We start from the raw sequence: 23617 nt of genomic DNA on the forward strand, positions 1-23617 counted from the left end.
TAAACTTTTATCTAAGTTTTTATTTTGAAAATTCCTTTTATTTTTGTCAAATGGATTCACTCTTTCAATCTCAACCAATAGTTCTTGATTTGCCGGATGCCGATATTATTTATTATCCTCATTTTTTTGACAGGGAAGAGGCGGATATTATTTTTGCCAAATTAGAAAAGGAAATTCCTTGGCAACAAGATGAAATTCGCGTTTTTGGCAAGATTCATGCACAACCCCGATTGACCGCTTTACTTGGAAACGAAGGAAAACCATATTCCTATTCGAATATAAAAATGCAACCGCATCCTTGGAATTTGCTTTTGCAAAAGATAAAATCACGGGTCGAAAGTGTTTCCGGAACGAACTTCACCACCGTTTTACTCAATTATTATCGCGACGGAAAAGACAGTAACGGCTGGCACGCCGATAATGAAAAAGAATTAGGCACAAATCCTGTGATCGCCTCGGTGAGTTTTGGTGCCGAACGCACCTTTCAATTGAAACACAATTCCGATAAAGACCAGAAAAAAAGTATCGTTCTGGAACACGGGAGTTTATTATTGATGAAAGGAACGACGCAGCATTTCTGGAAACACCAAATCCCAAAAACCACTAAGCCCATAGGTCCCAGAATAAATGGTACCTTTCGGGTAATCAAATAGATAATTTCTGCAAAAAATCATTAGATTTGAACTAAACCACTATGGACTAAAAGTCCATAGATTTGGTTGGCAGACTGAAAGTCTGCAAAAATGAAAAATGTAATACTTAAACACGAATTTCACTAATTTTCACAAATTAATTCGTGGTAATTTGTGAAATTCGTGTTTGATTTTTTTTAGAAGCTAAAAGCGAAATGCACTAAAGTGCATAGTTTTAAACTATGCTTGCGACCAATAAATACTCGAATTATGAATGAAATTATTGCTTATTTTTCAACCATTCCTTCCTCCCATAGAAGCTTAATTCTTGTGTGTGGAATCACTATTTTTGGTTAATAGAAAATGCTTTTCCGCTTTTTAATTTTACTTATAAAAAATGGCATCACGCAAGTATCAATATTTTTCTGACATTCACGACTATCATTGTCAATTTCTGTCTGGCTTTTATTTTATTAAAAGCTGCTGATTGGACAATTGCAAATCATTTTGGAATTTTACAATGGCTTCCGCAAATGCCACTATGGCTTTATATGATCATAGGATTACTTTTATTGGATTTAATAGGAGCTTATTTGGTGCATTTAGTAGAACATAAAACCAAATTGCTATGGCGTTTTCACTTAATTCATCATACCGATACGTGGGTTGACACCACCTCTGCAAACAGACACCATCCCGGAGAAAGTGTTATCCGCTTTACATTCACCACTTTGGGTGTTTTAATCGTAGGAAGTCCCTAAAAAAGCAGATACCATTTTGAGCTATTTTATCGTCTCTCCAGACATGCATAAAGTACACCACCACCATGTGTTACCGTATACCGATAGTAATTACGGGAATATATTTTCGGTTTGGGATCGTCTTTTTGGTACCTTTATGGCGCTACCAAAAGAAGAAATTGTATACGGAATTGATACACATAGGAATCCGAAAGAGCACAACCAACTGAAAAATTTGCTCAAAATACCGTTTCAAAAACCCCGTTCAACAGAAAACAACTAAAAACAATAAAAAAAATGACCTTTTGATAAGAAGTAATTATTTTTTTTCTTAATATTGGAATATAATTAGAATTGACATTTATTAATCATTAACAACTTATTTGAATTAATTTTCACGTGATGAAAAAGAGTAACCGCAAAGAATTGAACTGGGAACAAACAGAAAAACTTGTTACATTAGCCTTAGAGGAAAAAAATCCTTTTGAAATTATCAAAAAAGAATTTGGTTTGGCTGAAAAAGAGGTTCTTGAGATCATGAAAAAGAAGATGCCTGCAGAAAAATTTGAAATGTGGAAAAAGAAAGCTACTGCAAATAAACCAAAACCAAAACCCGTTAAAATAGATGATTTTGATGAAGATTTGGATGGTAAATACTATATAAAAAACAAATTGGATTAAAAACGAAACTCCTGTAATTCAGGAGTTTTTTGTTTTTAAATACAATCTTTTATAAATGCAATTATGGTTTCAGTAATATCAAAAGACGGCATATCTATTTTTAAAATCAAAGGATTGCACAAAATTTGGGCAATGGAAAGTAAAATTGTTGTTTCTAAAGCAAGAATCATTAGAGCCTATCAAAACAAAGAAGAATTTACGTTTTGGAAAGGCTTCAGAATGCCCGGAACATAAATTCCTGGCTTGATAGCCGCTGGAACATTTTATAAAAAAGGCAGAAATTTTTGGGATGTGATGAATAAAAACAAAGCTATAATTATAGAATTGGAAAATCATCATTACAAAAAACTAATTATTGAAGTCGAAAATCCAGAAGCAACCTTACAGTTACTAAATGCGCAACATTAAATAGCATCCTTTCCGATTTTTTTTCATCCCTACCATAAAAAAATATTTTTTAAATCAATAGAAACTGTAACATTTTTATGGTACAAAGGACTTATCCCTAAAATAAAAACCAACGAAAATGAAAAGAATAATTTTTTCACTTGCATTTGCTTCTGTTCTTTGGAGCTGTAAAACCGCTAGCTCATCTGTTACTGCTGCTGCAAAACAACAAATCGAGGTTACTATCAACCTAAATGACGTAAAAGAGGACAAAGTACTTGTTACGGTTGCATCACCAAAAAACTATACTGACGAAGTTACCTACAGCATTCCTAAAACCGTTCCCGGAACTTATTCAATAGATGATTACGGAAAATACATAGACGATTTGAAAGCGTATGATGCTAAAGGAAATGTACTTCCAGTTTCTAAAACTGATGACAACACCTGGAACATCAAAAATGCAAAATCATTAGTAAAAATAACCTACTTGGTAAATGACACTTTTGATGTTGAAAAAACTCATGAAATTTTTTCCCCAGCGGGAACAAATATTGATGCCGACAAAAACTTTATGCTAAACATGCATTGTTTTGTAGGTTATTTTCAAGACAAGAAAGACCTGTCATACAACGTTACCATAACACATCCTGCAACACTTTGGGGCGCTACTTCAATGACTGACCTGGATGTAAGTACCACAAATGATAAATTCATAACGCCACATTATGCTGAATTGGTAGAAAACCCTATCATGTACGCTAAACCAGATTACACCACTTTTACTGTTGACGGTATGGAAATACTGATTGGGGTATATTCTCCAACTGGAAAAGTTACTGCCGAAAGCATTACTCCGGAGATGAAAACCATGATGACTGCCCAAAAGAACTTTTTAGGCAAAATAAATGCTACGAAAAAATACAGTGTCTTGTTGTATCTGTCAAGCATGACAGAAAGTGACGCAAAGGGATTTGGCGCTTTAGAACATCCCACGGCAACGACAGTAGTTTTTCCTGAGATGATGCCAAAAGAAGAATTAATAAAAGCGATGAAAGATGTAGTTTCACACGAATTCTTCCATATCGTAACTCCTTTATCCATTCATTCTAAAGAAATTCAATATTTTGATTACAATGCCCCAAAAATGTCTCAACACTTATGGATGTATGAAGGCGTAACAGAATATTTTGCCAACCTTTTTCAAATTAACCAAGGTTTAATTGATGAGAAAGAGTTTTACACGCGTTTGGCTGAAAAAATAACTCGTGCAAACACCATGAATGACACTATGCCTTTTACAACTATGAGTGCGAATGTATTGACACAACCGTACAAAGACCAATATTTGAATGTGTATGAAAAAGGGACTCTTATTGGAATGTGTTTGGATATTATAATTCGAGAAAAAAGCAATGGAGAAAGAGGAATTCTTGATTTGATGCAAAAACTATCGAGTGAGTACGGTCCACAAAACCATTTAATGATGAGGAGCTTTTCGCAAAAATCACAGCTTTAACGTATCCGGAAGTAGGTTCTTTTTTAACTACTTATGTATCTGGACCAACTCCAATTCCTTATGAAACCTATTTGGCAAAAGTAGGGGTTACAAAATCTACCGAAAAAACTCCGGGGAATGTTTTCTTAAAAGGAAGAGTGCCATACATTACGGTAAATCCTGAAAATAAAGAGATTATTGTTATTCCGAATATGGAATTGATCGATTTTTACAAAAGCTTAGACCTTAGAGGAGGTGATATTATATTAGCAATAAACGAAAAACCATATTCTCTTGATAATATCTATGAAATGATTTCTGAAAGTCAAAACTGGAAAGAAAACGATGTTATTTCCATAAAAATAAAACGCGACGGCAAAGAGCAAACACTTAAAGGAAAAGTAAAATTTCCTTACGAAGAAAAAGATAGTCTCAAAGCAACCGATTCTTCCGCAAACAAAGTAAAAGAAGCTTGGTTGAAAGGATAATCTGAAAAACAATTAATAAAATCCCAATTTAGAAATAGATTGGGATTTTTTTTGTAAAATTTAGATGCGTTGCCAAATCATTCCAACAATTTTCTTTATTTTGCGCCAAAATATAAACACAAATGAAATCGCCATGATTCAATCCCGAAGCTTCGGGACAAATCATAATAAAGAATGGCGATACCATGTTCCAAAAAAAAAAAAACAAATATTAACTTCTCATGAAAAAATCTATTATTGCATTCGTTACCCTTTTACTTTTGTCATCTTGTAACGAAAAGGGATCAAAAACAAACTTACATATTACCGGAAATATTAAAGGATTAAAAAAAGGAACTTTATACATTCAAAGAGTGGTTGATACTGCTTTAGTAGCGATAGACACTATAAACATCGATGGAAGCTCTGCATTTGAAAGTGATTTAGAATTAAAATCTCCTGAAATGCTTTACTTATTTTTGGACCGAGGCGTAAGCAATTCATTGGATAATAATATTTTGTTTTTTGCTGAACCGGGAAATATAACTATTGAGACTAGTTTAGACGGCTATCTTTCTGGCGCAAAAATTACAGGATCAAAAAATAACGATTTGTATGAAGAATACAAAAAAATAAATTCACGTTTTAGAGATGAAGAACTTACTTTAATTGAACAAAAATTCAATGCCATTAAAAGTAATAACCCAAAAGCGATTGACAGTTTAAGCGCAAAGCAGGATTCTAATATAAAACGAAAGTATTTATTTGCCACTAACTTTGCGATAAACAATAGAAACTACGATGTAGCACCATATATTGCCTTATCAGAGATCTATGATATCAATATTAAATACTTAGATACGATTCAAAAATCAATGTCTCCAAAAATAGCGCAATCGCTTTATGGAAAAAAATTGACTAAATATGTTGCATCAATCAAAAATCAGAAATAATATCGATACAATACCTCATTTTTTCTGAATTTATATCTTAAAAACAAAAACCGTCCCGATAAATCGGGACGGTTTTTTTTAACTTTGAATTAAATTTAATTGTTCCTTCTTAATAAAAAAGAAAAAAACCATCTAACAAATATTAGATGGTTTATTAAAGAGCCGGCGGAGGGACTCGAACCCACGACCTGCTGATTACAAATCAGCTGCTCTAGCCAACTGAGCTACGCTGGCGACTCATTACGGGTGCAAATATAAGTCTGAATTTCTATTTTCCAAAATAAATTCAAACTTTTTTTGCGATTTTTTTTACTACAATTCGTTGATTTTAGCAATCAATTGATTAGCAGTTTGTTCCAATTCAACATTGATTTGTTTGAAGTGTGCTTTTTTATCTTCTACCTTTTTAGCGTTTACTTTTGTGATTAAAGCGTCAAAAGCAGCAATAGCTTCGTCAATTAAAGCATTAGTTTCTGTTGTTGGTTTTCCTGTTGTAGAAATTTCGAACAAGTAAACTGCTTCAATAATATCTCCTAAAACGTAGTTGATGTCTTTCTTTAAATTCTTAACGTTTGCCATTTTTATTTTTTTAAAATTTGAATTTTAATTTGCGTCTGCAAAAGTACACATAATCTTTCTATTACCGACTATGAAATGTAAATTTCTAAAATTGAAGCTTTTCCATTGAGAATGAATGCATTCATTGCAGCAGGAATCAAAACGGTGTCCCCTTTTTTATATTCCAATTTTGAATTGCCATATTCCATTTCAAATGTTCCTTCCACACACATATAAACTGTAAAAGTCTTTCCTGATTTAGAAACCGTAATTTCTCCATCTAACGGAATAAAATTGGTCGTAAAATAAGGACAATCCACAACTCTATTGGATTCGTTTGCGTTTTTAGTATATTCTTTTTTGGTTTCTACTTTATTATAGTTAATAGCGTCTAAAGCCAAATCGACATGCAATTCTCTTGTATTTCCTTGTGCATCTTCCCTGTCAAAGTCATAAAGGCGATAGGTAATATCAGAAGTTTGTTGAATCTCGGCAACAACCAGTCCAGCACCAATAGCGTGAACCGTTCCTGTTTCCAAGAAGAAAACATCACCTGATTGTACTTGTACATCATCCAGAATAGAAAGTAAAGTTTTGTTTTTTAGATTTTCTAAATATTCGTTGGCATTCGATTTCTCTTTAAAACCAACAATTATTCGGGCATCATCATCAGCTTGCATGATGTACCACATTTCAGTTTTACCAAAAGAATTATGTCGTTTTTTGGCCAACTCATCATTAGGATGAACTTGTATGGATAAATCTTCACGAGCATCCAGGTATTTGAAAAGTAGTGGGAATTGTTTGCCAAATCTGGCATGAACTGCTGTTCCTAAAATTTCGCTTGGACATTCATTAATCAGGGTAGTCAATGATTTTCCTTTCCATTCGCCATTGGCTACAACACTCACATCGCCTTCTACGGTCGATAGCTCCCAGCTTTCGCCAGTTATTTTTGATGTAATCGGTTTATTAAGTACCGTTTTTAGTTTTTCGCCTCCCCAAATTCTTTCTTTCAGAATGGGTTCAAATTGTAATGGATAAAATTTCATGTTACTTTTTTTATGTATTGCAAATTTGCATAATCTATATCATTTCCGCAAACCAGTCTTCCGTTCACTCTTAAAAAAAAATCTCGCTGTAAAGTGGGGATAAGATACAAATTAAGATAAAAACACAAAACGTATCTAATACGATTTTGTCACTCTATGATACTAATCTTTTAATGGTTTCAAGTGCTTTAGGCATGTGTTTAGTGGCAAACATGCTATCAAAAATCAATTGAATAATTCCGTTCTTATCTGTTACATACGTTACACGTCCGGGAATTAATCCAAGCATTTGAGAGTGAACACCAAAAAGCTTTTTAATTTTTTTATCAGGGTCTGACAAAAGAAGAAAAGGCAGTTTATAGTGTTTAGTAAATTCTTGATGGGAAGCAACACTATCGCTGCTGACACCTATTATCTCGGCACCTAAATCCTTAAAATCTTCATATTGATCTCTAAAACTGCAGGCTTGAGCGGTACAGCCTGGTGTATTGTCTTTTGGATAAAAATAAATAACAAGCGGTTTATGTCCAACTATGCTTTGACTGTCAAAATCATTGCCGTTGGTGTCTTTTGCTTTAAAATTTGGGATTTTATCTCCTACTTTTAGTCCCATTATTCCCCTTTGTAGGTTACAAAATTTCGAGGCGTTTCATAAAGAACCACTTCCAATTCAAATTGTGGTTTGATTCTTTTTCTGATTCTATTCCAAATTACCACGACGATATTTTCGGCTGTTGGATTTAAATCCTGAAACTCCAGCACATCGAGATTAAGATTTTTATGATCGAATCGATCCTCAACTTCTTCTTTAATGATTTCGCTCAGGAATTTCACATCCATGACAAATCCGGTTTCAGGGTCAATTTCACCGGTTACACCAACGATCAATTCGTAGTTGTGGCCATGATAATTAGGATTGTTGCATTTGCCAAAAACAGCATCGTTTTGCTCGAAAGTCCAGTCTTTTCTATATAATCTATGTGCCGCATTAAAATGGGCTTTTCGTGAAATAGTAACTCTCATGTTAATTTATGGTGTTAACCTTCAGCTGTTCTCAAGGGTGACAATTAGATTTTTAATTTACAATTTCAGATACTGCATTCTGAAATCTTATACCTGCAATCTTACACTTTATGTTCTTCAAGGAAATGATAAAATTCATCGAAGATTATTTTGAACCAAACGGTATATCGTTCCGGATGAATTTCCATATCGATTTTTACATCCTCGATTTTCATCCATTTCCAGTCTTCAACTTCTTCCGTATTTATTTTTGGATTATCGTTATAATATCCTATCATAACATGATCGAGTTCGTGTTCGGTCAAGCCATTATCAAAAGGAGCTTTGTATATAAAATGGAAAAGCTCTTTAAGTTCCGTTTCAAAACCCATTTCTTCATACAATCTTCGGCTTCCCGCCTCAATATTAGATTCTCCTTCACGCTGATGACTGCAACAGGTATTGGTCCACAATAAAGGGGAATGGTATTTTTGATGCGCCCGTTGTTGCAGCATAATTTCATTTGTACTGTTTAATATAAAAACGGAAAAAGCACGATGCAAAATGGCTTTTTCATGCGCTTCAAGCTTTGGCATCAACCCAATTTGCACATCATTTTCGTTAACTAATATTACGTTTTCTTCTTTCATAGGTGTTTTTAGCCTTACAAAAATACAAAAAAGATAATTATCGAAGGGGGCTTTAACGTTCTGTTTCGATTTGTTGAAGCGAAATCATTTTGAAGAAAGCCAAATAAAATACAACCCCATCTATTTCTTTTGTATTTTTATAATCAAATATAAATACTGCAATGCATACTATAAACATCCGAAAAGCACATCCTAACGATTTAGAAAAACTCCTGGAATTCGAACAGGGGATTATTACTGCCGAACGTCCTTTTGACCCTACTTTAAAAGAGGAAAAAATCCATTATTACGACATTGAAAAAATGATTTCAGCATCTCATATTGAAGTATTGGTAGCCGAAATGGATTCGGAGATTATTGGTTCCGGATATGCGCGAATAGAGACCGCAAAACCGTATTTGAATCATGAAACATATGGGTATTTAGGATTTATGTACACTGATCCGAATCACAGAGGAAAAGGAGTAAACGCCAGAATTATTGAAGCACTCAAGGACTGGTGCCGTTCTCAATATATAGTTGAACTTCGACTGGATGTTTATAATGACAACAGTCCGGCAATTACAGCGTATGAAAAAGTGGGGTTCAAAAAGCACTTGATAAACATGCGAATGGGTTTATAGCAATACGTTTTTTTTAATTACAAATCCAAGAACGATTTTTTTACGTAAATAACACTAGTTAAAACTTACTTAAATCGCTATTAATTTGTAAAGTAGGCGACATTTTATGGTCCAAAAACACTTTACATTTGTAGTATAAAAACAAAATTATGAAATCACCATGATTCAAAAGCACAATCAATAATGAAGAATGGCGATACCATATTGCTTCGCCTGTTCGCTGTCGCTCGAGTCCTATAAAGAACAAATAGTATCTACCTATGAAAACAACAACCCGTTTTTTAAGCGCATTATTTTTGCTCCCATTATTCATGTTTACTGCCTGTGGGCAAAATACAAACAACCAAAACAACACAAAAAAAACTTCTGGCATGGAAAATCCGATCAACAAACCCGAAAACCCATATTACTCCAATACAGATACAGCAAAACTAAACCTTACGGATGCCGAATGGAAAAAAGTGCTGCCGGAAGATGTGTATGAAGTAATGCGACATGCTGACACCGAAAGACCATTTACAGGAAAATATTGGAACACGGATGAAAAAGGAACCTATTATTGTGCTGCTTGTGGAAATAAATTATTCCGTTCCGGAGCCAAATTTTCAAGCAGTTGCGGTTGGCCCAGTTTTTTTGAACAAGACAATAAAAACAGTGTTGTTTATAAAACTGACAATTCACTTGGAATGGAAAGAATTGAAGCCCTTTGCGGCAGATGCGGTGGTCATTTAGGACATCTTTTTGATGATGGACCTGCGCCAACCGGAAAAAGATATTGCATGAATTCTATAGCCCTTGACTTTATACCTGACACAAAATAATATGAAGAATTTATTTTTAATTGGTCTATTGACAACACTGAGTATGTTGGGACAAAACAACACAACTGGCAAAGCCACAAAACAATCCAATCTCGAAACCATCACTTTAGCCGGGGGCTGTTACTGGTGCGTCGAAGCGGTTTATGAGAATCTAAACGGAGTAAAATCAGCGGTATCAGGATATGCAGGTGGTAAAATTGCGAATCCTACTTACGAGGATGTTTCCACCGGAAGATCGGGTTATGCCGAAGTGGTGCAAATCACGTATGATAAAACGGTAACGAATCTGGACGAAATTTTCAAAGTTTTCTTTACTGTTCACGACCCAACAACATTAAACCGTCAGGGTGCTGATACCGGAACACAATACCGTTCGTCCATTTTTTATAAAAATCAGGAACAAAAAGTAGCGGCGCAAGCAATTATCAATGCGTTGAAAAAAGCGAAAGTATATGACAGTCCCATAGTAACGACATTGGAACCGCTGACCAAGTTTTATAAAGCCGAAGCGTACCATCAGAATTATTATGCAAACAATAAAAATCAACCCTATTGCCAAATGGTCATCCAACCCAAAATAGAAAAATTTGAAAAACTATTTAAAAACCGATTGAAAAAGAAAAAATAACAATTATAAAGTAACCGTCTCGTTTAATGTAATAAGACGGTTTGTTTTACCTCCCTGTAAGAGAATCCATTACAATAAATTGTTTTCTGGCACTGAAATTCATATATTTACACTACATATCAATCTCTTAAACACTATATTATGCATAACGGACATCACTTTTGGGGAATGCATTTATTGTGGTGGATATTTTGGGTAATCCTGGTAATATGGATATTCGCAACTCCTTATAACATTCCTGGTCAACGAACAAAAAACGACACCCCATTGGACATTCTAAAAAAAAGATTTGCCAAAGGAGAAATTACGAAAGAAGAATTCGACGAAAAAAAGAAATTTCTTGATGAGAATTAAATAACAACCTTCACTTCATTAAACGCAATAAAGAAGTATTAACCGTTCTATTTTAATTCTAGAATAAAACGGTTAATAAATATTTTTAAAAGATGAAAGCGCTTAAAAAATATTTAAAAAAACGAAAATGCACCATTAGCTTTCTTTTGGAAAAACAGCAACAATCCTACACACCCGATACTTTTCATGCACTCAGAGTAGAAATCAAAAAGCTTAATGCTTTATTTAATTTGGCAAATTATTATTCCAAAGGATTTAAGAAAAAAAAGACTTTCAAACCCTTCAAACGTATTTTTCGTCAGGCAGGAAAAGTAAGAGAGCTTCAGGTGGAAGAATCCCTGCTTGAGGAATATTTTGCTTTCAATTTACTTCCGGAATACAAGGATCATTTAAAAAAGCTCCTAACCAGAGAACTAAAAGTTTTTTTCTTGATTACAAATAACGGTTTATCTCAAACTCTAAAAAAAAAGTATCGCAAAATTGTTCCTTTGCTTGCCAAAACAAGTAAAAAAAAGGCGAACCGTTATATGGATAAAAAAAGAACTAAAATTGAAAAATTGCTCCGTCAAAATGCCTTAAAAAGCAAACAAATTCACCCACTTCGCAAGCGATTAAAAGAATATGAGTATAGCTATAAAAGTCTGAATTATGGCAAGCAAAACAAGCTGACTAGAAGCAATCTTATTTTACCGGAACTACTTGGAGAATGGCACGATAACCAGATAATTATCAAACATTTGAAAAAAGTAATAGATTCCGGTGAAATCAATCCAAATGAAAGCGCTCAACTTGAAAACATCAAAGCATCATTTACTTTCGAAAATGAATTGTTATTTCATAAAATAAATGCAACTTTACCCTGTAGTCGTTTATAGAAACGGTTGAAATAATAGAATTAGTTGAGTCGATAAGAACCGAAACATGATTTTATATAGAAATAGCCAAAATTGATTATATTTCCTGTTTTTATTAGTCAAATAATAATTAGAAACAATACAAATCTTTTGAATTTGAATTTATCAACTTTGCAAGCTTTTGAAATCAAAGTAATACTATCGAAATACAACAGCTTTTGTAACCTTTTCAAAGTATAAAAAATTATAGCTATAAAACTAAAATAGAATATGTACGGGTGAAAATAATTACAAAGAGTTATTCAATCACGCTCCGGCATTGTTATTAGTTTTAGATACTAATTTTACAATAATCGCAGTTACTGATGCTTTCTTGGAAGTCACGATGATGGAAAGAAAAAATGTTTTAGACAAGAATATTTTTGATGTATTTCCTATTAACCCTGATGATATAAATCCCGATGGAGAAAAAAAGATACGCGCTTCTTTTAATAGTGTGATTAAAAATAAGCGAACCGATACTCTACCGGTTCAAAAATACGATATTAAAAAACCGGTGGCCGATGGTGGTGGGTTTGAAGTTAGATATTGGAAAGTAAGTCACTCTCCCATATTAGATGCTGATAATAATGTAAAATATATCATCCAGCGTGGGGAAGATATCACCGAAAATCAAGAACTTATTTCCAACATTCAGGAATTAAAAAAAAATAATGAAAAGCTGACAGAATCCTGTGAATTTACTGAATCAATCATTGATACTATTCATGAAACCATGATTATACTCAATAAAGATTTATTACAACAAACTACACAACAGTATTTTACAAAACAAATACGTAAAATAAATATATTCCTTTTACTATTTTTTGTAAATTAGTAGTCCCAAAAAAAAAGTTGCTTTTTGTGTTGACAACACTGATAAAAACAAAAATAAAGAGCTAACGATTATTGAAAAGGCAAAACCCTGAAAGCCACAATTCAGCCTTTTTCAAATTGAGAAGCATTCCACTTGTTTATAAATTAAATTTCGCACGATTAACATAATTTTATTTGCATCATAAAAAACGTGACAAAATAGTATTAAAAAAATGGACAATGCGACCATTGCCCACTATATGTTTAATCAATAAAAATGAAATAAAATGAAAACAATTAAAAAGATTTCGATGTCGTTGCTCGTTGGATTATTCCTGATGATGAGTACAGGTATGCATGCACAAGACCCTATGAAAGCTGGTCCGAAAGTGTATAAAAAAATCCTCCTTGACAATGATAAAGTGAGGGTCATGTCGGCAGAATTTGCCCCAGGCGCAACAATGCCATGGCATAGCCACCCTCATCACACCGTGTATGCTTTGACCGGTGGTAAAATTCAAATCACAGAAAAAGGCAAGCCGGCAACCACATCCAATATCAAGGCAGGAGAAGTACTGTATTTCCCACCCGTAATGCACATGGCAAAAAACACAGGAACTACCACATTCAAGATTGTTGTGACAGAAATAAAACCTGCTCCGAAAAAATAACAGATTTTATTTAAAAAATTATAATGAAGCAGCCTGTATCGGGCTGTTTCCTTTTTAAAAGCAATGGATTGATTGATAAAAAAATTAATTTCCAATACTCTCTTTTATCATCAACGCACATTTCTCGCCATCGATTGCCGCCGAGATAATTCCACCAGCATAACCTGCTCCTTCACCACAGGGATACAAGCCTTTTATTTGGACGTGCTCGTAAGTCAACGGATCTCTGGGAATACGCACTGGCGAAGAAGTTCTTGATTCCGGTGCGTGAAGTATGGCTTCATTGGTCAAATAACCGCGCATGGATTTCCCAAATTCAGAAAAACCTTCTCGCAATATTTGCGTTAAAAACCCGGGAAAAACCTGCCCCATTTCAACGGATGTCGTTCCGGGAACATAGGACGTTTTCGGAATTTCGGAGGAAACTTTATTTTGGGTAAAATCGATCATGCGTTGCGCAGGAACTTTTTGGGTTTTCCCAGCCAAATGCCATGCTTTTTGCTCGATGCTTTTTTGGAATTCCATTCCGGCTAAAGCACCAAATTTGGCAAACGGTTTAAAATCTTCCAATTTTAACTCGATTACTATTCCAGAATTGGCAGTAGCCTGATCCCTTTTGGATGGCGACCAACCATTGGTAACCACTTCACCAGGACTGGTGGCACAAGGTGCAATCACACCACCGGGACACATACAAAAAGAATACATTCCTCTACCGCCCACTTGCTTCACAATAGAATACGGTGCCGGAGGCAAAAGTTCCCCACGATAATCGCAACTGTACTGAATACTGTCAATTAACGATTGTGGATGCTCGGCTCTTACACCTAAGGCAAAAGGCTTGGCTTCGATAAAAATCTGCTTTCGATCTAATAATTCGAAAATATCTCGGGCAGAATGTCCTGTAGCCAAGATTATTTTGTTAGCAAGAATCGTATCTCCGTTTTGAGTAACAATTCCTTGCACTTCATTGTTTTTTACTAAAATATCGGTTAGTCGTGTTTCAAACAAAACCTGTCCGCCACATGCAATGATTTTCTCCCGAATGTCCTGAATAATTTGAGGCAATTTATTAGTTCCAATATGCGGATGCGCTTCAATCAGAATATCTTCCGAAGCCCCAAAAGCCACTAATAACTCCAAAATTCTCGTTACATCACCACGTTTTTTAGAACGAGTGTATAATTTTCCGTCCGAATAGGTTCCTGCCCCACCTTCGCCAAAACAATAATTAGAATCTTCATTGACAAGATGATCGACATTGATGGCTTTCAAATCTCTTCTTCTGCCTCTAACATCTTTTCCACGCTCAATAACTATGGGTTTCAAACCCAACTCTATCAATTGCAAAGCGGCAAAAAGTCCGGCGGGACCAGCGCCTACCACTATAACTTCCTGAGCCGTTTCAACATTCGCATAATCGGGAAGTTGGAATTTATGTTCCTGAAAAGGCTCTCCTTTCAAATAGATTGCCACTTTCAAATTGATTTTTATCGCTTTTTGACGCGCATCAATCGAGCGTTTTAAAATGGAAATATGTTCGATTTCTTTCGCAGCAACCTTAATTTGTTTCGCCAAATAGTCTTTTAGCAACAATTCATTTGCAGCTGTTTCTGGTGTTACTTGTAATAGGAGTTCTTGAGGCATTTTATCTTGTTTAATCATTGCTTTGTTGAATCGTTTATTCGAAAAACAAAAACAAAGTACAAAAATAGTATTTTGAAGTGGAATTAGTGATTCAATAAAGAATCCATTTTCAAATTTCCAAATTAACTCATTTTTAAATTAGACTTTGTAACTTTGGCACTTTGAATCTATGAACCTTTGCACCTAATAAAAAAATGTCCAGAAAAATAAAACTGATATGGGATTTCCGTGGACCTGCTTCCGAAAAAACTGCCGAGCACCACGAAATTCATTTGAAAGAATATATCGCAATTGAAAAATTACCCTTGAATATCACGGGTTTTGAAATTCATGGCGAAATGCAAGCCATCGCTTTTATGGTGGTTACCGATGAAAATATGATTCAGGTTCGGGATGCTTTGAAACCGCATCGAGGAGAGATTTTTTAGTGGTCAGTGGTCAGCTTTTTAGTGATCAGTCCAATTAATACTGAATTTTAGTAGTCAGTTTTTTAATAATCAGTCCTATTTAATACCGAAATAACTGAACACTAAAAAACTGACCACTGAACACTTCTTTAATTAGCCACTTCGCTAATAAACTTAATTCGCATCAAGCGCAATTCATCAAGATCATAATCCCCATCAAACTCTTTGAGGGCATCTTCTATATTATCCGATTCGGATTCCATAAAATAGCCATGAATTTCTTCTTGCTGATCATCGTCAAGCATATCGTCAATCCAATATTTTATGTTCAGCTTGGTTCCAGAATAAACAATTTGCTCCATTTCTTTTATTAAAGCATCCATGTTAATCCCTTTCGCGGAAGCAATATCATCAAGAGATAATTTCCTGTCAATATTTTGAATGATATAGAGTTTATTTACTGAATTGACTCCGGTAGATTTTACCACTAAATCCTCCGGACGAATGATATCGTTATCTTCTACATACCGACTAATTAATTCTAGAAATGCTGCACCGTATTTTTTAGCTTTCCCTTCCCCAACGCCATGAATATTAATCAATTCATCTTGAGAAACCGGATATTTCAAGGCCATATCTTCCAATGATGGATCTTGGAAAACCACAAAGGGAGGAACGCCTAATTTCTTGGCTACTTTTTTGCGTAAATCACGCAACATGCTCATCAAAACTTCATCGACAGCTCCTGTAGATTTCGCAGCAGTTACAATCGCTTCATCTTCTGTTTCATTGTATTCATGATCTTCAGACATCATGAAGGATTCTCTATTTTTAATAAAATCCAATCCTTTTTTGGTGATTTTGACGATTCCATAAGTTTCAATGTCTTTGGATAAATATCCTGCCACAAGAACTTGTCTCAATAAGGCCATCCAATATTTTTCATCGTGATCTGAACCACATCCAAAAAAAGATTGTGTATCCGTTCTATGTGCTTTTATGACAGCATTGACACGACCAATCAACGTAAAAACAACTTCTTTCGATTTATATAAATGCTTCGTATCCCGTACCACTTCCAGTAGTTTCACCACTTGATCTATGGCTTCCACTTTTGTTTTCGGGTTTCTGACATTGTCATCCATATCAGCTCCTTCTCCATTGACATCGTCAAATTCTTCTCCGAAATAATGCAGTAGAAATCTCCTTCTGGACATGGAAGTTTCGGCATAAGCCACCACTTCTTGTAATAAAGCAAAACCAATTTCCTGCTCGGCAACAGGTTTACCCGACATGAATTTTTCTAATTTCTCGACATCTTTATAGGAATAATAGGCAAGACAATGTCCTTCGCCTCCATCACGACCCGCACGACCGGTTTCCTGATAATAACTTTCCAATGATTTAGGAATATCGTGGTGAATCACAAAACGCACATCCGGTTTATCGATTCCCATTCCAAAAGCGATGGTTGCCACCACCACATCAACATCTTCCATAAGAAACATATCTTGGTGTTTGGCACGGGTTTTAGCGTCTAATCCCGCATGATAAGGCACGGCACTTATTCCGTTTACCTGCAAAACTTCGGCAATAGCCTCTACTTTCTTGCGGCTCAAACAATATATAATTCCTGATTTGCCTTTGTGTTGCTTTATAAAACGGATAATATCCGATTCAATATTTTTAGTTTTGGTACGTACTTCGTAATATAAATTAGGTCTGTTGAAGGATGCTTTAAAAGTAGTCGCATCAGTCATATCTAAATTCTTCAGAATATCTTCCTGTACTTTTGGTGTAGCTGTAGCGGTCAAACCTATAATAGGCACATCCCCTAATTGCTTAATGATGTGTTTTAGATTTCTGTACTCGGGTCTAAAATCATGGCCCCACTCGGAGATGCAATGGGCTTCATCGATAGCTACAAAGGAAATGGGTACCGTTTGAAGAAAAGCGACATACTCTTCCTTGGTCAAAGACTCTGGAGCAACGTATAATAATTTTGTCAAACCGGAAGTAATGTCTTTTTTTACTTGGGTAATTTCGGTTTTGGTAAGGGAGGAGTTTAAAACATGGGCAACACCATTTTCAGAAGATAAACTTCGAATGGCATCAACTTGATTTTTCATCAAAGCGATTAAAGGAGAAACTACGATGGCAGTTCCTTCCTGAATTAAAGCAGGCAATTGGTAACAGAGCGACTTCCCTCCTCCTGTAGGCATAATCACAAATGTGTTTTGCTTATTAAGGAGACTTTTAATGACTTGTTCTTGTAATCCCTTAAATTGGCTGAAGCCAAAATATTTTTTTAATTCTTTGTGGATATCAATTTCGTTTGAATTCATTCTTGATTATGTGGTATTTTGTATAAATTTGCATCACATAAAGATACAAAATTCTTTTAAAAATACAAATTTTAACCATTCTGTTTTGATAAGTAAAGAAAATATATTGGCTAGTGCCAAAAAAACTATTTTATCTGAAAGTGAAGCAATTGCCAAACTAACTGAATTTCTTGATGAAAACTTCATTGAAGCCACGCAAAACATCTATAATTCTAAAGGGAGATTAGTGGTGACAGGTATTGGAAAAAGTGCCATTATTGCTCAAAAAATGGTAGCGACCTTTAATTCCACCGGAACTCCTTCGCTATTTCTTCATGCCTCCGAAGCGATTCATGGTGATTTAGGAATGGTTCAAAATGACGATAGTATTATTTGTATTTCAAAAAGTGGCAACAGTCCGGAAATAAAAGTTCTGGTGCCGCTTTTAAAACGTTTTGGCAATACCTTAATTGCAATCACAGGAAATATGACTTCTTTTCTTGCCAAAGGTTCCGATTTTGTTTTGAACACCACAGTAGAGGCTGAGGCCTGTCCTAATAATCTGGCACCGACCAATAGTACCACAGCGCAATTAGTAATGGGCGATGCCATTGCCGTTTGCCTGATGGAAATGCGGGATTTCAAACCGGAAAATTTTGCCGTATACCACCCAGGAGGCGCTTTAGGTAAAAAATTATTGTTACGTGTGAAGGACATGCTGGAACACACTTTGAAACCAATGGTAGCACCGGATACACCGATAAAAAAAGTAATTTTCGAAATTTCCGAAAAACGTCTTGGAGTAACTGCAGTTGTAGATGAGAATAAAGTTGTCGGAATTATTACCGATGGCGACATTCGAAGAATGCTAAATGACAGAGACTCCTTCACTGATTTGACCGCCAAAGATATTATGACTAAAAATCCAAAATTAATACCATCTACAGCCATGGTTGCAGATGCATTGAATATTCTAGAAGACTTCTCCATTACACAATTAGTGGTGGTGGACAACGGCGAGTACAAAGGCGTACTACATTTACACGATATTTTAAAAGAGGGAATAGTATAATGGCGAAGAAAAACTTAAACGAAATGTCGTTTTTAGATCATCTTGAAGAATTAAGATGGCTATTGGTTCGAAGTACTATTGCAATATTAATTCTTGCTACCGTTACTTTTTTTATTAGTGATTATATTTTTGATGTCATCATTTTCGGACCAACAAATGCTAATTTTATAACGTACCGATTCTTTTGTGATTTATCCAATCAATTGGGTTTTGCCGAAAGTATTTGTGTAACCGAAATGCCTTTCATTATCCAAAACACGAATATGGAAGGACAAATCAACGTGTTGATTTGGACTTGTATAACGGCCGGATTTATCCTTGGATTCCCCTTCATATTGTGGGAAGTATGGAAATTCATCAGCCCGGCATTGTATGAAACAGAAAAAAAACACGCGAGACTTTTCGTGATTTCATCCTCATTGCTCTTCTTTTTGGGAGTGTTGTTTGGCTATTTTGTAATTGTACCCATGTCAGTCAACTTTTTTGCCACTTTCACCATTAGTGCCGTGGTAAAAAACCAATTTAGTATTGATTCTTACATTGGGCTGGTAAAAACAAGTGTGATTGCTTGTGGTTTGTTTTTTGAATTGCCTATCATTATCTATTTCTTAACAAAATTAGGGCTAGTAACTCCTGTTTTCTTAAGAAAATATTGGAAATATGCCGTAATTATCATCCTTATCGTTGCCGCAATTGTTACCCCACCGGATGTGGTGAGTCAGATAATTGTAACTATTCCGATGTTATTGATCTACGAGGCAAGCATCTTAATTTCAAAAATTGTAGTAAAAAATCAAAAAAAGATAAATGGCTGATATCATTCAAGAATTCAACGACTACCGTTCTAAAATGAACGAAAAATTATTGGCGGACAATAATAAAATTGTAAAGCGAATTTTTAATCTGGACACCAATGCCTATGCAGCAGGTGCATTAGATGTAAAAACCAAAGAACTTTTAGGACTGGTAGCTTCGGCAGTATTACGTTGTGATGATTGTGTAAAATACCATTTGGAAACCAGTTTCAAAGAAGGGGTAACTAAAGAAGAAATGATGGAAGCCATGGGAATCGCTACGCTTGTTGGCGGAACTATTGTGGTGCCTCATTTGCGTAGAGCCTATGAATTTTGGGAAGCATTAGAAACCACCACTACAAAATAATATTTCCATCAAATAAAAAATGGCTCCTGACCATTTTAGGCAAATAGCTGGATATGGGAAGAAACTAAATAATTGTTAAAGGAAGGATTGGACTATAGGTTTATTCGTTTATTTGTCTAAAATCTAACCATCTAAAAATCTAAGAATCTGAATATGAATATGAAATTAAGAGCCGAAAATCTAATCAAAACCTATAAAGGACGCAGTGTTGTAAAAGGCATTTCGGTAGAAGTAAATCAAGGCGAAATCGTGGGACTTTTAGGACCCAACGGTGCCGGAAAAACGACTTCATTTTATATGATTGTAGGATTGGTTAAACCAAATTCGGGCAACATATTCCTGGACGATTTGAACATTACCGATTATCCCATGTACAAAAGAGCGCAACAGGGAATTGGTTATTTAGCGCAAGAAGCTTCTGTTTTTAGAAAATTAAGTATCGAAGACAATATCTTGAGCGTTTTACAATTGACAAAACTATCCAAAGCCGAACAAGAAGCGAAGATGGAAAGTTTAATAGAAGAGTTTAGCTTGGAACACATCCGTACCAATCGCGGAGATTTACTTTCAGGGGGTGAACGTCGTCGTACCGAAATTGCGCGATGTCTTGCCACCGACCCAAAATTCATCTTACTGGATGAACCATTTGCAGGTGTCGATCCGGTTGCCGTAGAAGATATTCAACGAATCGTAGCGCAATTAAAAAACAAAAATATTGGTATTCTTATCACCGACCACAACGTTCAGGAAACCTTGGCAATTACAGACAAAACCTACCTTATGTTTGAAGGTGGAATCTTAAAAGCAGGTATTCCGGAAGAATTAGTTGAAGATGAAATGGTACGAAGAGTATATTTGGGTCAAAACTTTGAATTGCGTAAAAAGAAATTAGAGTTTTAAAATTGTAACCCTTTACAGATCGCTTTTGCAAAAACTAAATTTACCCGATTGTAATTCTATTAATTATGGAGAACCCGAGTAAAGAAACTGAAGAAAAATGGCCCAAAGACCCTAAAAATTGGATTTGGGGTATTTTCTATTTCAATCCCGAAGAAAAAAGAATTACACCTCCTAAAAGAATTCCATCGATAGGATTTACGATAAATTTTGCCAACCCGAAATCAGTTCTTTTTATGATTGGAGCTATTTTATTTTTCGCTTTCATTCTTTTCTCAATCATCAAAAAAAATCTCTAATTTATTCCTTGGTTATAAATTGCAACTGCTGTAAATCGCCATTATAAATATTGACGTCTACATTTCCTTTGATTCCCGGAACCGATGCTTTTTCGGTGAATTGCCAGAACAACCAATCTTCGTTTATTTCCTCCCTGTAAAAATTATAATTGGCAATCCAAAAAAGATAGTCACTGAATTCCTCTTTTAAAAAATCGTCGTAATATTTCTCACCGGTATAGATAATAGGTTTTACCTCGTAATGCAGCTCCACTCGTTTCAACCATCTTTTCAGACCTACTTTTAAGCGATCAAGCGATTGATTTTTAGGTAGTTTTTCAATATCTAAAACAGGAGGCAAATCCCCTTTTTGAAGGGTAACGGTTTTGATAAAAAGTTCGGCCTGTTCGAGCGAATTTTCATTGGGACGGTAATAATGATAGGCCCCACGAATCATTTTATTTTCTTTGGCACCAAGCCAATTTCGATCAAACCGACGGTCTTTTCTGTCTCTCCCTACTGTAGCACGAATGAACACAAAATCTAAGGGATATTTTTGCTCTAAAGTATCCACATAAGTCCATTGGATTTTTCCTTGGTATTCCGAAACATCCAAACCGACGCTTTTTCCTTCGTGTTTTTCTAAAACCTGAAAATTTCGGACATCCGAAATGCGTTTGGCTTCCGCCTCCTTTTTCAGAATTTTATCTGATTTAAAACTAAAATAATAGGCTAAACCATCCCGATAATGATAACCAACAGCAATAACTAGTACAATAACAAAAGTAACAATCAAATACCGCACGAGCTTACCAGAGAAAACAGACACTTTCTTTTTGGGTTTGCGAATTGGTGTGGTTTTCCTTCTAACCATTTTTCTTTTCATTCAAAAACCTACTTTTTTAGCCATTTATTATTCACGACCGATAGTAAAACATAAGAAATGATCAGCAAAGGAATTCCTAAATATTGGAAGAAAATCAATAATAAAAGGGACAGCATCAGAAAGCTAATTTGGAGTGCATTGGCCGCAAAATTAAACTTTTTGATTTTTAAGGAAAATAGCGGAATTTCGGCATTCAAAATATAAGCGCTTACTAAAGTAATCGCCAACAAAACCCATGGATTCGTCAAAATTTCGAAAACAAATAGGGAATCGGAATAACTTAAAACCAAAGGCAAACTTAAAATAAACAAGGCGTTGGCAGGCGTTGGCAAACCAATAAAAGAATCAGTCTGACGGGTATCGATATTAAAATTCGCCAAACGGTAACAAGAACCTAAGGAAATCAAGAAACCCAAATAAGGAAAGATTTGCAAATAAGTCTCAGAACCAGTTGAATTGTCTACCATCATTTGATACATCACTAAACCGGGCACAACACCACTGGTAACCATGTCTGCCAAGGAATCCAACTGCAAACCCAGCGGACTGGAAACTTTGAACAATCGGGCAAAAAAGCCATCAAAAAAGTCCAAAAAGATACCCAGACAAACGAAATAAAAAGCCATTTCAAAATTACGGTGAAATGCAAAAACCAAAGCGATACAGCCGCAAAAAAGATTAAGCAAGGTGATACTATTGGGGATATGCTTTTTAATATTCATAGTGATAGAGTTTAGTGGACCAAAGTTGACAAATTTAGTATAATAAGTGAAGGAGAAGTACGTTTTTTAATAGAGATTTTTCAACAGCTGTTCTCGATACTATTTTTTTTTCATTGCATTACACAAAAATCACTACCATTGACGTTTTTTCAAAACTAATATAAAACCTATCGTATAGACACAAATAGTAAAGGTTAAATTTGAACACGAATTCCACTAATTTTCACAAATCTATGCGGCTAATACAGTTCGTGTAATTAATTTCACGAATGAATTCGTGGCAATTCGTGTAATTCGTGTTTATTTTTAGACTTATGTCCAGACGAGATAGGTATAATACGTCATTTTATATTGCTTTTTTTTGTAAAAAAATTAAGCCTCGAACTGACGGGATTATCACCTCGACGACGTCACTTCGTCCCGACACTTCGGGACTTTGCTTGATGAAATTAGATTGAAAGCAAGTATTAGTTAAGCCAGAAATGTATCGAGAAGCCTTGCTTAAAAGACAGTTCTTGAAATATTTTTTAAGCCTAAACGTTCTTTAGACACAAATTTTCACTGTTCCCTTTTTTACAATCTTCAAAAAATCCGTGTAAATCCGTTTTATCTGCGTCATCCGCGTGCTATTTCAAATTTCCGTTAGCCATCGAGGCAATACCATTTTTCTACCTTTAAAAACTACAGGACTAACAAATGCTTAGAATGATCCATAATCAATTAGTCCGTCACGGTAAATTCAATAGTAAAATGAAATAACCTCAGTAAAAAATTATATTTTTGACAAAAAATCA

The 23617-nt window shown here is 35.0% G+C and carries 27 protein-coding genes, 1 tRNA gene and 2 pseudogenes; 19 read left to right on the forward strand and 11 right to left on the reverse strand.

Annotated elements, in window-relative coordinates:
* The first annotated feature begins 50 nt into the window (after positions 1-50).
* From FNW38_RS00365 to FNW38_RS00390, 7 genes and pseudogenes are all read left to right on the forward strand, one after another.
* Positions 51-653 carry an alpha-ketoglutarate-dependent dioxygenase AlkB family protein gene (locus tag FNW38_RS00365; protein ID WP_144064435.1) on the forward strand — a complete coding sequence of 201 codons (603 nt, stop codon included), beginning with the start codon at positions 51-53 and terminating at the stop codon, positions 651-653.
* 249 nt (positions 654-902) lie between these two features.
* Positions 903-1655 (forward strand): annotated as a pseudogene (locus FNW38_RS00370) (sterol desaturase family protein).
* A 119-nt stretch (positions 1656-1774) separates the two neighbouring features.
* Positions 1775-2053 carry a DUF2805 domain-containing protein gene (locus tag FNW38_RS00375; protein ID WP_035670363.1) on the forward strand — a complete coding sequence of 93 codons (279 nt, stop codon included), beginning with the start codon at positions 1775-1777 and terminating at the stop codon, positions 2051-2053.
* A gap of 63 nt (positions 2054-2116) precedes the next feature.
* Positions 2117-2287 carry a hypothetical protein gene (locus FNW38_RS17385; RefSeq protein ID WP_185963050.1) on the forward strand — a complete coding sequence of 57 codons (171 nt, stop codon included), beginning with the start codon at positions 2117-2119 and terminating at the stop codon, positions 2285-2287.
* A gap of 9 nt (positions 2288-2296) precedes the next feature.
* The gene (locus tag FNW38_RS17390; RefSeq protein WP_185963051.1) at positions 2297-2461 is read left to right on the forward strand and encodes a hypothetical protein; all 165 of its coding nucleotides are present in this window, start codon (positions 2297-2299) and stop codon (positions 2459-2461) included.
* 118 nt (positions 2462-2579) lie between these two features.
* Positions 2580-4426 (forward strand): annotated as a pseudogene (locus FNW38_RS00385) (M61 family metallopeptidase).
* Positions 4427-4647: 221 nt separating this feature from the next.
* Entirely contained in the window at positions 4648-5358 is a 711-nt protein-coding gene (locus FNW38_RS00390) for a DUF4369 domain-containing protein (RefSeq protein ID WP_144064434.1), read from the forward strand.
* Between the two features lie 160 nt (positions 5359-5518).
* Here the strand turns inward: FNW38_RS00390 and FNW38_RS00395 are convergent.
* The 6 genes from FNW38_RS00395 to idi form a co-directional block, all read right to left on the reverse strand.
* Positions 5519-5592, reverse strand: a tRNA-Thr gene (locus FNW38_RS00395).
* 78 nt (positions 5593-5670) lie between these two features.
* Positions 5671-5937, reverse strand: coding sequence for a hypothetical protein (locus tag FNW38_RS00400; protein WP_073209770.1), 267 nt, complete (start codon positions 5935-5937; stop codon positions 5671-5673).
* Positions 5938-6005: 68 nt separating this feature from the next.
* Positions 6006-6968: a type I phosphomannose isomerase catalytic subunit gene (locus tag FNW38_RS00405; RefSeq protein ID WP_144064433.1), complete on the reverse strand. Its 963-nt coding sequence runs from the start codon at positions 6966-6968 to the stop codon at positions 6006-6008.
* A gap of 154 nt (positions 6969-7122) precedes the next feature.
* On the reverse strand, positions 7123-7581 hold the full coding sequence (locus tag FNW38_RS00410; protein WP_143385816.1) for a peroxiredoxin: 459 nt from the start codon (positions 7579-7581) through the stop codon (positions 7123-7125).
* Positions 7581-7991, reverse strand: coding sequence for a 6-pyruvoyl trahydropterin synthase family protein (locus FNW38_RS00415; protein WP_143385815.1), 411 nt, complete (start codon positions 7989-7991; stop codon positions 7581-7583). The genes FNW38_RS00410 and FNW38_RS00415 overlap by 1 nt, the downstream gene beginning before the upstream one ends.
* Positions 7992-8092: 101 nt before the next feature.
* Complete coding sequence (gene idi / locus FNW38_RS00420) at positions 8093-8620, reverse strand: isopentenyl-diphosphate Delta-isomerase (protein WP_143385814.1); 528 nt, start codon at positions 8618-8620, stop codon at positions 8093-8095.
* A 161-nt stretch (positions 8621-8781) separates the two neighbouring features.
* Between idi and FNW38_RS00425 the strand changes: the two genes are divergently transcribed.
* The 7 genes from FNW38_RS00425 (at position 8782) to FNW38_RS00455 (ending at position 13429) form a co-directional block, all read left to right on the forward strand.
* Positions 8782-9243, forward strand: coding sequence for a GNAT family N-acetyltransferase (locus FNW38_RS00425; protein WP_143385813.1), 462 nt, complete (start codon positions 8782-8784; stop codon positions 9241-9243).
* Between the two features lie 260 nt (positions 9244-9503).
* Positions 9504-10064 carry a peptide-methionine (R)-S-oxide reductase MsrB gene (msrB, locus tag FNW38_RS00430; protein ID WP_143385812.1) on the forward strand — a complete coding sequence of 187 codons (561 nt, stop codon included), beginning with the start codon at positions 9504-9506 and terminating at the stop codon, positions 10062-10064.
* A 1-nt stretch (position 10065) separates the two neighbouring features.
* The gene (msrA, locus tag FNW38_RS00435; RefSeq protein ID WP_143385811.1) at positions 10066-10692 is read left to right on the forward strand and encodes a peptide-methionine (S)-S-oxide reductase MsrA; all 627 of its coding nucleotides are present in this window, start codon (positions 10066-10068) and stop codon (positions 10690-10692) included.
* Positions 10693-10833: 141 nt separating this feature from the next.
* Positions 10834-11046, forward strand: a complete 213-nt coding sequence (locus tag FNW38_RS00440) for an SHOCT domain-containing protein (RefSeq protein WP_143385810.1) — start codon at positions 10834-10836, stop codon at positions 11044-11046.
* 92 nt (positions 11047-11138) lie between these two features.
* On the forward strand, positions 11139-11921 hold the full coding sequence (locus FNW38_RS00445; protein WP_143385809.1) for a CHAD domain-containing protein: 783 nt from the start codon (positions 11139-11141) through the stop codon (positions 11919-11921).
* Positions 11922-12168: 247 nt separating this feature from the next.
* Positions 12169-12780 (forward strand): PAS domain S-box protein, encoded by a 612-nt coding sequence (locus tag FNW38_RS00450; RefSeq protein WP_143385808.1) that lies wholly within the window; start codon positions 12169-12171, stop codon positions 12778-12780.
* A 289-nt stretch (positions 12781-13069) separates the two neighbouring features.
* Positions 13070-13429 (forward strand): cupin domain-containing protein, encoded by a 360-nt coding sequence (locus FNW38_RS00455; protein ID WP_185963053.1) that lies wholly within the window; start codon positions 13070-13072, stop codon positions 13427-13429.
* Between the two features lie 84 nt (positions 13430-13513).
* Here FNW38_RS00455 and FNW38_RS00460 read toward each other — a convergent pair whose 3' ends face one another.
* A complete protein-coding gene (locus FNW38_RS00460; RefSeq protein ID WP_143385897.1) occupies positions 13514-15076 on the reverse strand; it encodes an NAD(P)/FAD-dependent oxidoreductase in 1563 nt (520 codons plus the stop codon).
* Positions 15077-15270: 194 nt separating this feature from the next.
* Here FNW38_RS00460 and FNW38_RS00465 point away from each other — a divergent pair, with 194 nt between their 5' ends.
* On the forward strand, positions 15271-15504 hold the full coding sequence (locus FNW38_RS00465) for a hypothetical protein (RefSeq protein ID WP_143385806.1): 234 nt from the start codon (positions 15271-15273) through the stop codon (positions 15502-15504).
* A 128-nt stretch (positions 15505-15632) separates the two neighbouring features.
* On the opposite strand, the gene recQ is transcribed toward FNW38_RS00465, so the two are convergent.
* A complete protein-coding gene (gene recQ / locus FNW38_RS00470) occupies positions 15633-17828 on the reverse strand; it encodes a DNA helicase RecQ (protein ID WP_143385805.1) in 2196 nt (731 codons plus the stop codon).
* Positions 17829-17913: 85 nt separating this feature from the next.
* Here recQ and FNW38_RS00475 point away from each other — a divergent pair, with 85 nt between their 5' ends.
* From FNW38_RS00475 to lptB, 4 genes are all read left to right on the forward strand, one after another.
* The gene (locus FNW38_RS00475; protein WP_185963054.1) at positions 17914-18879 is read left to right on the forward strand and encodes a KpsF/GutQ family sugar-phosphate isomerase; all 966 of its coding nucleotides are present in this window, start codon (positions 17914-17916) and stop codon (positions 18877-18879) included.
* Entirely contained in the window at positions 18879-19694 is an 816-nt protein-coding gene (gene tatC / locus FNW38_RS00480; protein ID WP_143385804.1) for a twin-arginine translocase subunit TatC, read from the forward strand. The genes FNW38_RS00475 and tatC overlap by 1 nt, the downstream gene beginning before the upstream one ends.
* Entirely contained in the window at positions 19687-20040 is a 354-nt protein-coding gene (locus tag FNW38_RS00485; protein WP_143385803.1) for a carboxymuconolactone decarboxylase family protein, read from the forward strand. The genes tatC and FNW38_RS00485 overlap by 8 nt, the downstream gene beginning before the upstream one ends.
* Before the next feature lie 159 nt (positions 20041-20199).
* Positions 20200-20940 carry an LPS export ABC transporter ATP-binding protein gene (gene lptB, locus FNW38_RS00490; protein WP_035667905.1) on the forward strand — a complete coding sequence of 247 codons (741 nt, stop codon included), beginning with the start codon at positions 20200-20202 and terminating at the stop codon, positions 20938-20940.
* Positions 20941-21076: 136 nt separating this feature from the next.
* Here lptB and FNW38_RS17910 read toward each other — a convergent pair whose 3' ends face one another.
* The 3 genes from FNW38_RS17910 to FNW38_RS00505 are packed head-to-tail and all read right to left on the reverse strand — an operon-like array spanning position 21077 to position 22823.
* Positions 21077-21220, reverse strand: coding sequence for a hypothetical protein (locus FNW38_RS17910; protein WP_185963055.1), 144 nt, complete (start codon positions 21218-21220; stop codon positions 21077-21079).
* A gap of 17 nt (positions 21221-21237) precedes the next feature.
* Positions 21238-22101, reverse strand: a complete 864-nt coding sequence (locus FNW38_RS00500) for a GH25 family lysozyme (protein ID WP_143385801.1) — start codon at positions 22099-22101, stop codon at positions 21238-21240.
* Between the two features lie 8 nt (positions 22102-22109).
* Entirely contained in the window at positions 22110-22823 is a 714-nt protein-coding gene (locus tag FNW38_RS00505; protein ID WP_143385800.1) for a CDP-alcohol phosphatidyltransferase family protein, read from the reverse strand.
* Positions 22824-23617: the final 794 nt, after the last annotated feature.

Source organism: Flavobacterium gawalongense (assembly GCF_007097265.1).
Classification (GTDB): domain Bacteria; phylum Bacteroidota; class Bacteroidia; order Flavobacteriales; family Flavobacteriaceae; genus Flavobacterium; species Flavobacterium gawalongense.

What these genes read in the sequence shown, in the direction of transcription:
- FNW38_RS00365 (WP_144064435.1), top strand. Translation starts at nt 51, where the DNA reads ATGGATTCACTCTTTCAATCTCAACCAATAGTTCTTGATTTGCCGGAT.
- FNW38_RS00375 (WP_035670363.1), top strand. Translation starts at nt 1,775, where the DNA reads ATGAAAAAGAGTAACCGCAAAGAATTGAACTGGGAACAAACAGAAAAA.
- FNW38_RS17385 (WP_185963050.1), top strand. Translation starts at nt 2,117, where the DNA reads ATGGTTTCAGTAATATCAAAAGACGGCATATCTATTTTTAAAATCAAA.
- FNW38_RS00390 (WP_144064434.1), top strand. Translation starts at nt 4,648, where the DNA reads ATGAAAAAATCTATTATTGCATTCGTTACCCTTTTACTTTTGTCATCT.
- FNW38_RS00400 (WP_073209770.1), bottom strand. Translation starts at nt 5,937, where the DNA reads ATGGCAAACGTTAAGAATTTAAAGAAAGACATCAACTACGTTTTAGGA.
- FNW38_RS00405 (WP_144064433.1), bottom strand. Translation starts at nt 6,968, where the DNA reads ATGAAATTTTATCCATTACAATTTGAACCCATTCTGAAAGAAAGAATT.
- FNW38_RS00410 (WP_143385816.1), bottom strand. Translation starts at nt 7,581, where the DNA reads ATGGGACTAAAAGTAGGAGATAAAATCCCAAATTTTAAAGCAAAAGAC.
- FNW38_RS00415 (WP_143385815.1), bottom strand. Translation starts at nt 7,991, where the DNA reads ATGAGAGTTACTATTTCACGAAAAGCCCATTTTAATGCGGCACATAGA.
- idi (WP_143385814.1), bottom strand. Translation starts at nt 8,620, where the DNA reads ATGAAAGAAGAAAACGTAATATTAGTTAACGAAAATGATGTGCAAATT.
- FNW38_RS00425 (WP_143385813.1), top strand. Translation starts at nt 8,782, where the DNA reads ATGCATACTATAAACATCCGAAAAGCACATCCTAACGATTTAGAAAAA.
- msrB (WP_143385812.1), top strand. Translation starts at nt 9,504, where the DNA reads ATGAAAACAACAACCCGTTTTTTAAGCGCATTATTTTTGCTCCCATTA.
- msrA (WP_143385811.1), top strand. Translation starts at nt 10,066, where the DNA reads ATGAAGAATTTATTTTTAATTGGTCTATTGACAACACTGAGTATGTTG.
- FNW38_RS00440 (WP_143385810.1), top strand. Translation starts at nt 10,834, where the DNA reads ATGCATAACGGACATCACTTTTGGGGAATGCATTTATTGTGGTGGATA.
- FNW38_RS00445 (WP_143385809.1), top strand. Translation starts at nt 11,139, where the DNA reads ATGAAAGCGCTTAAAAAATATTTAAAAAAACGAAAATGCACCATTAGC.
- FNW38_RS00455 (WP_185963053.1), top strand. Translation starts at nt 13,070, where the DNA reads ATGTCGTTGCTCGTTGGATTATTCCTGATGATGAGTACAGGTATGCAT.
- FNW38_RS00460 (WP_143385897.1), bottom strand. Translation starts at nt 15,076, where the DNA reads ATGCCTCAAGAACTCCTATTACAAGTAACACCAGAAACAGCTGCAAAT.
- FNW38_RS00465 (WP_143385806.1), top strand. Translation starts at nt 15,271, where the DNA reads ATGTCCAGAAAAATAAAACTGATATGGGATTTCCGTGGACCTGCTTCC.
- recQ (WP_143385805.1), bottom strand. Translation starts at nt 17,828, where the DNA reads ATGAATTCAAACGAAATTGATATCCACAAAGAATTAAAAAAATATTTT.
- tatC (WP_143385804.1), top strand. Translation starts at nt 18,879, where the DNA reads ATGGCGAAGAAAAACTTAAACGAAATGTCGTTTTTAGATCATCTTGAA.
- FNW38_RS00485 (WP_143385803.1), top strand. Translation starts at nt 19,687, where the DNA reads ATGGCTGATATCATTCAAGAATTCAACGACTACCGTTCTAAAATGAAC.
- lptB (WP_035667905.1), top strand. Translation starts at nt 20,200, where the DNA reads ATGAAATTAAGAGCCGAAAATCTAATCAAAACCTATAAAGGACGCAGT.
- FNW38_RS17910 (WP_185963055.1), bottom strand. Translation starts at nt 21,220, where the DNA reads ATGATTGAGAAAAGAATGAAAGCGAAAAATAAAATAGCTCCAATCATA.
- FNW38_RS00500 (WP_143385801.1), bottom strand. Translation starts at nt 22,101, where the DNA reads ATGAAAAGAAAAATGGTTAGAAGGAAAACCACACCAATTCGCAAACCC.
- FNW38_RS00505 (WP_143385800.1), bottom strand. Translation starts at nt 22,823, where the DNA reads ATGAATATTAAAAAGCATATCCCCAATAGTATCACCTTGCTTAATCTT.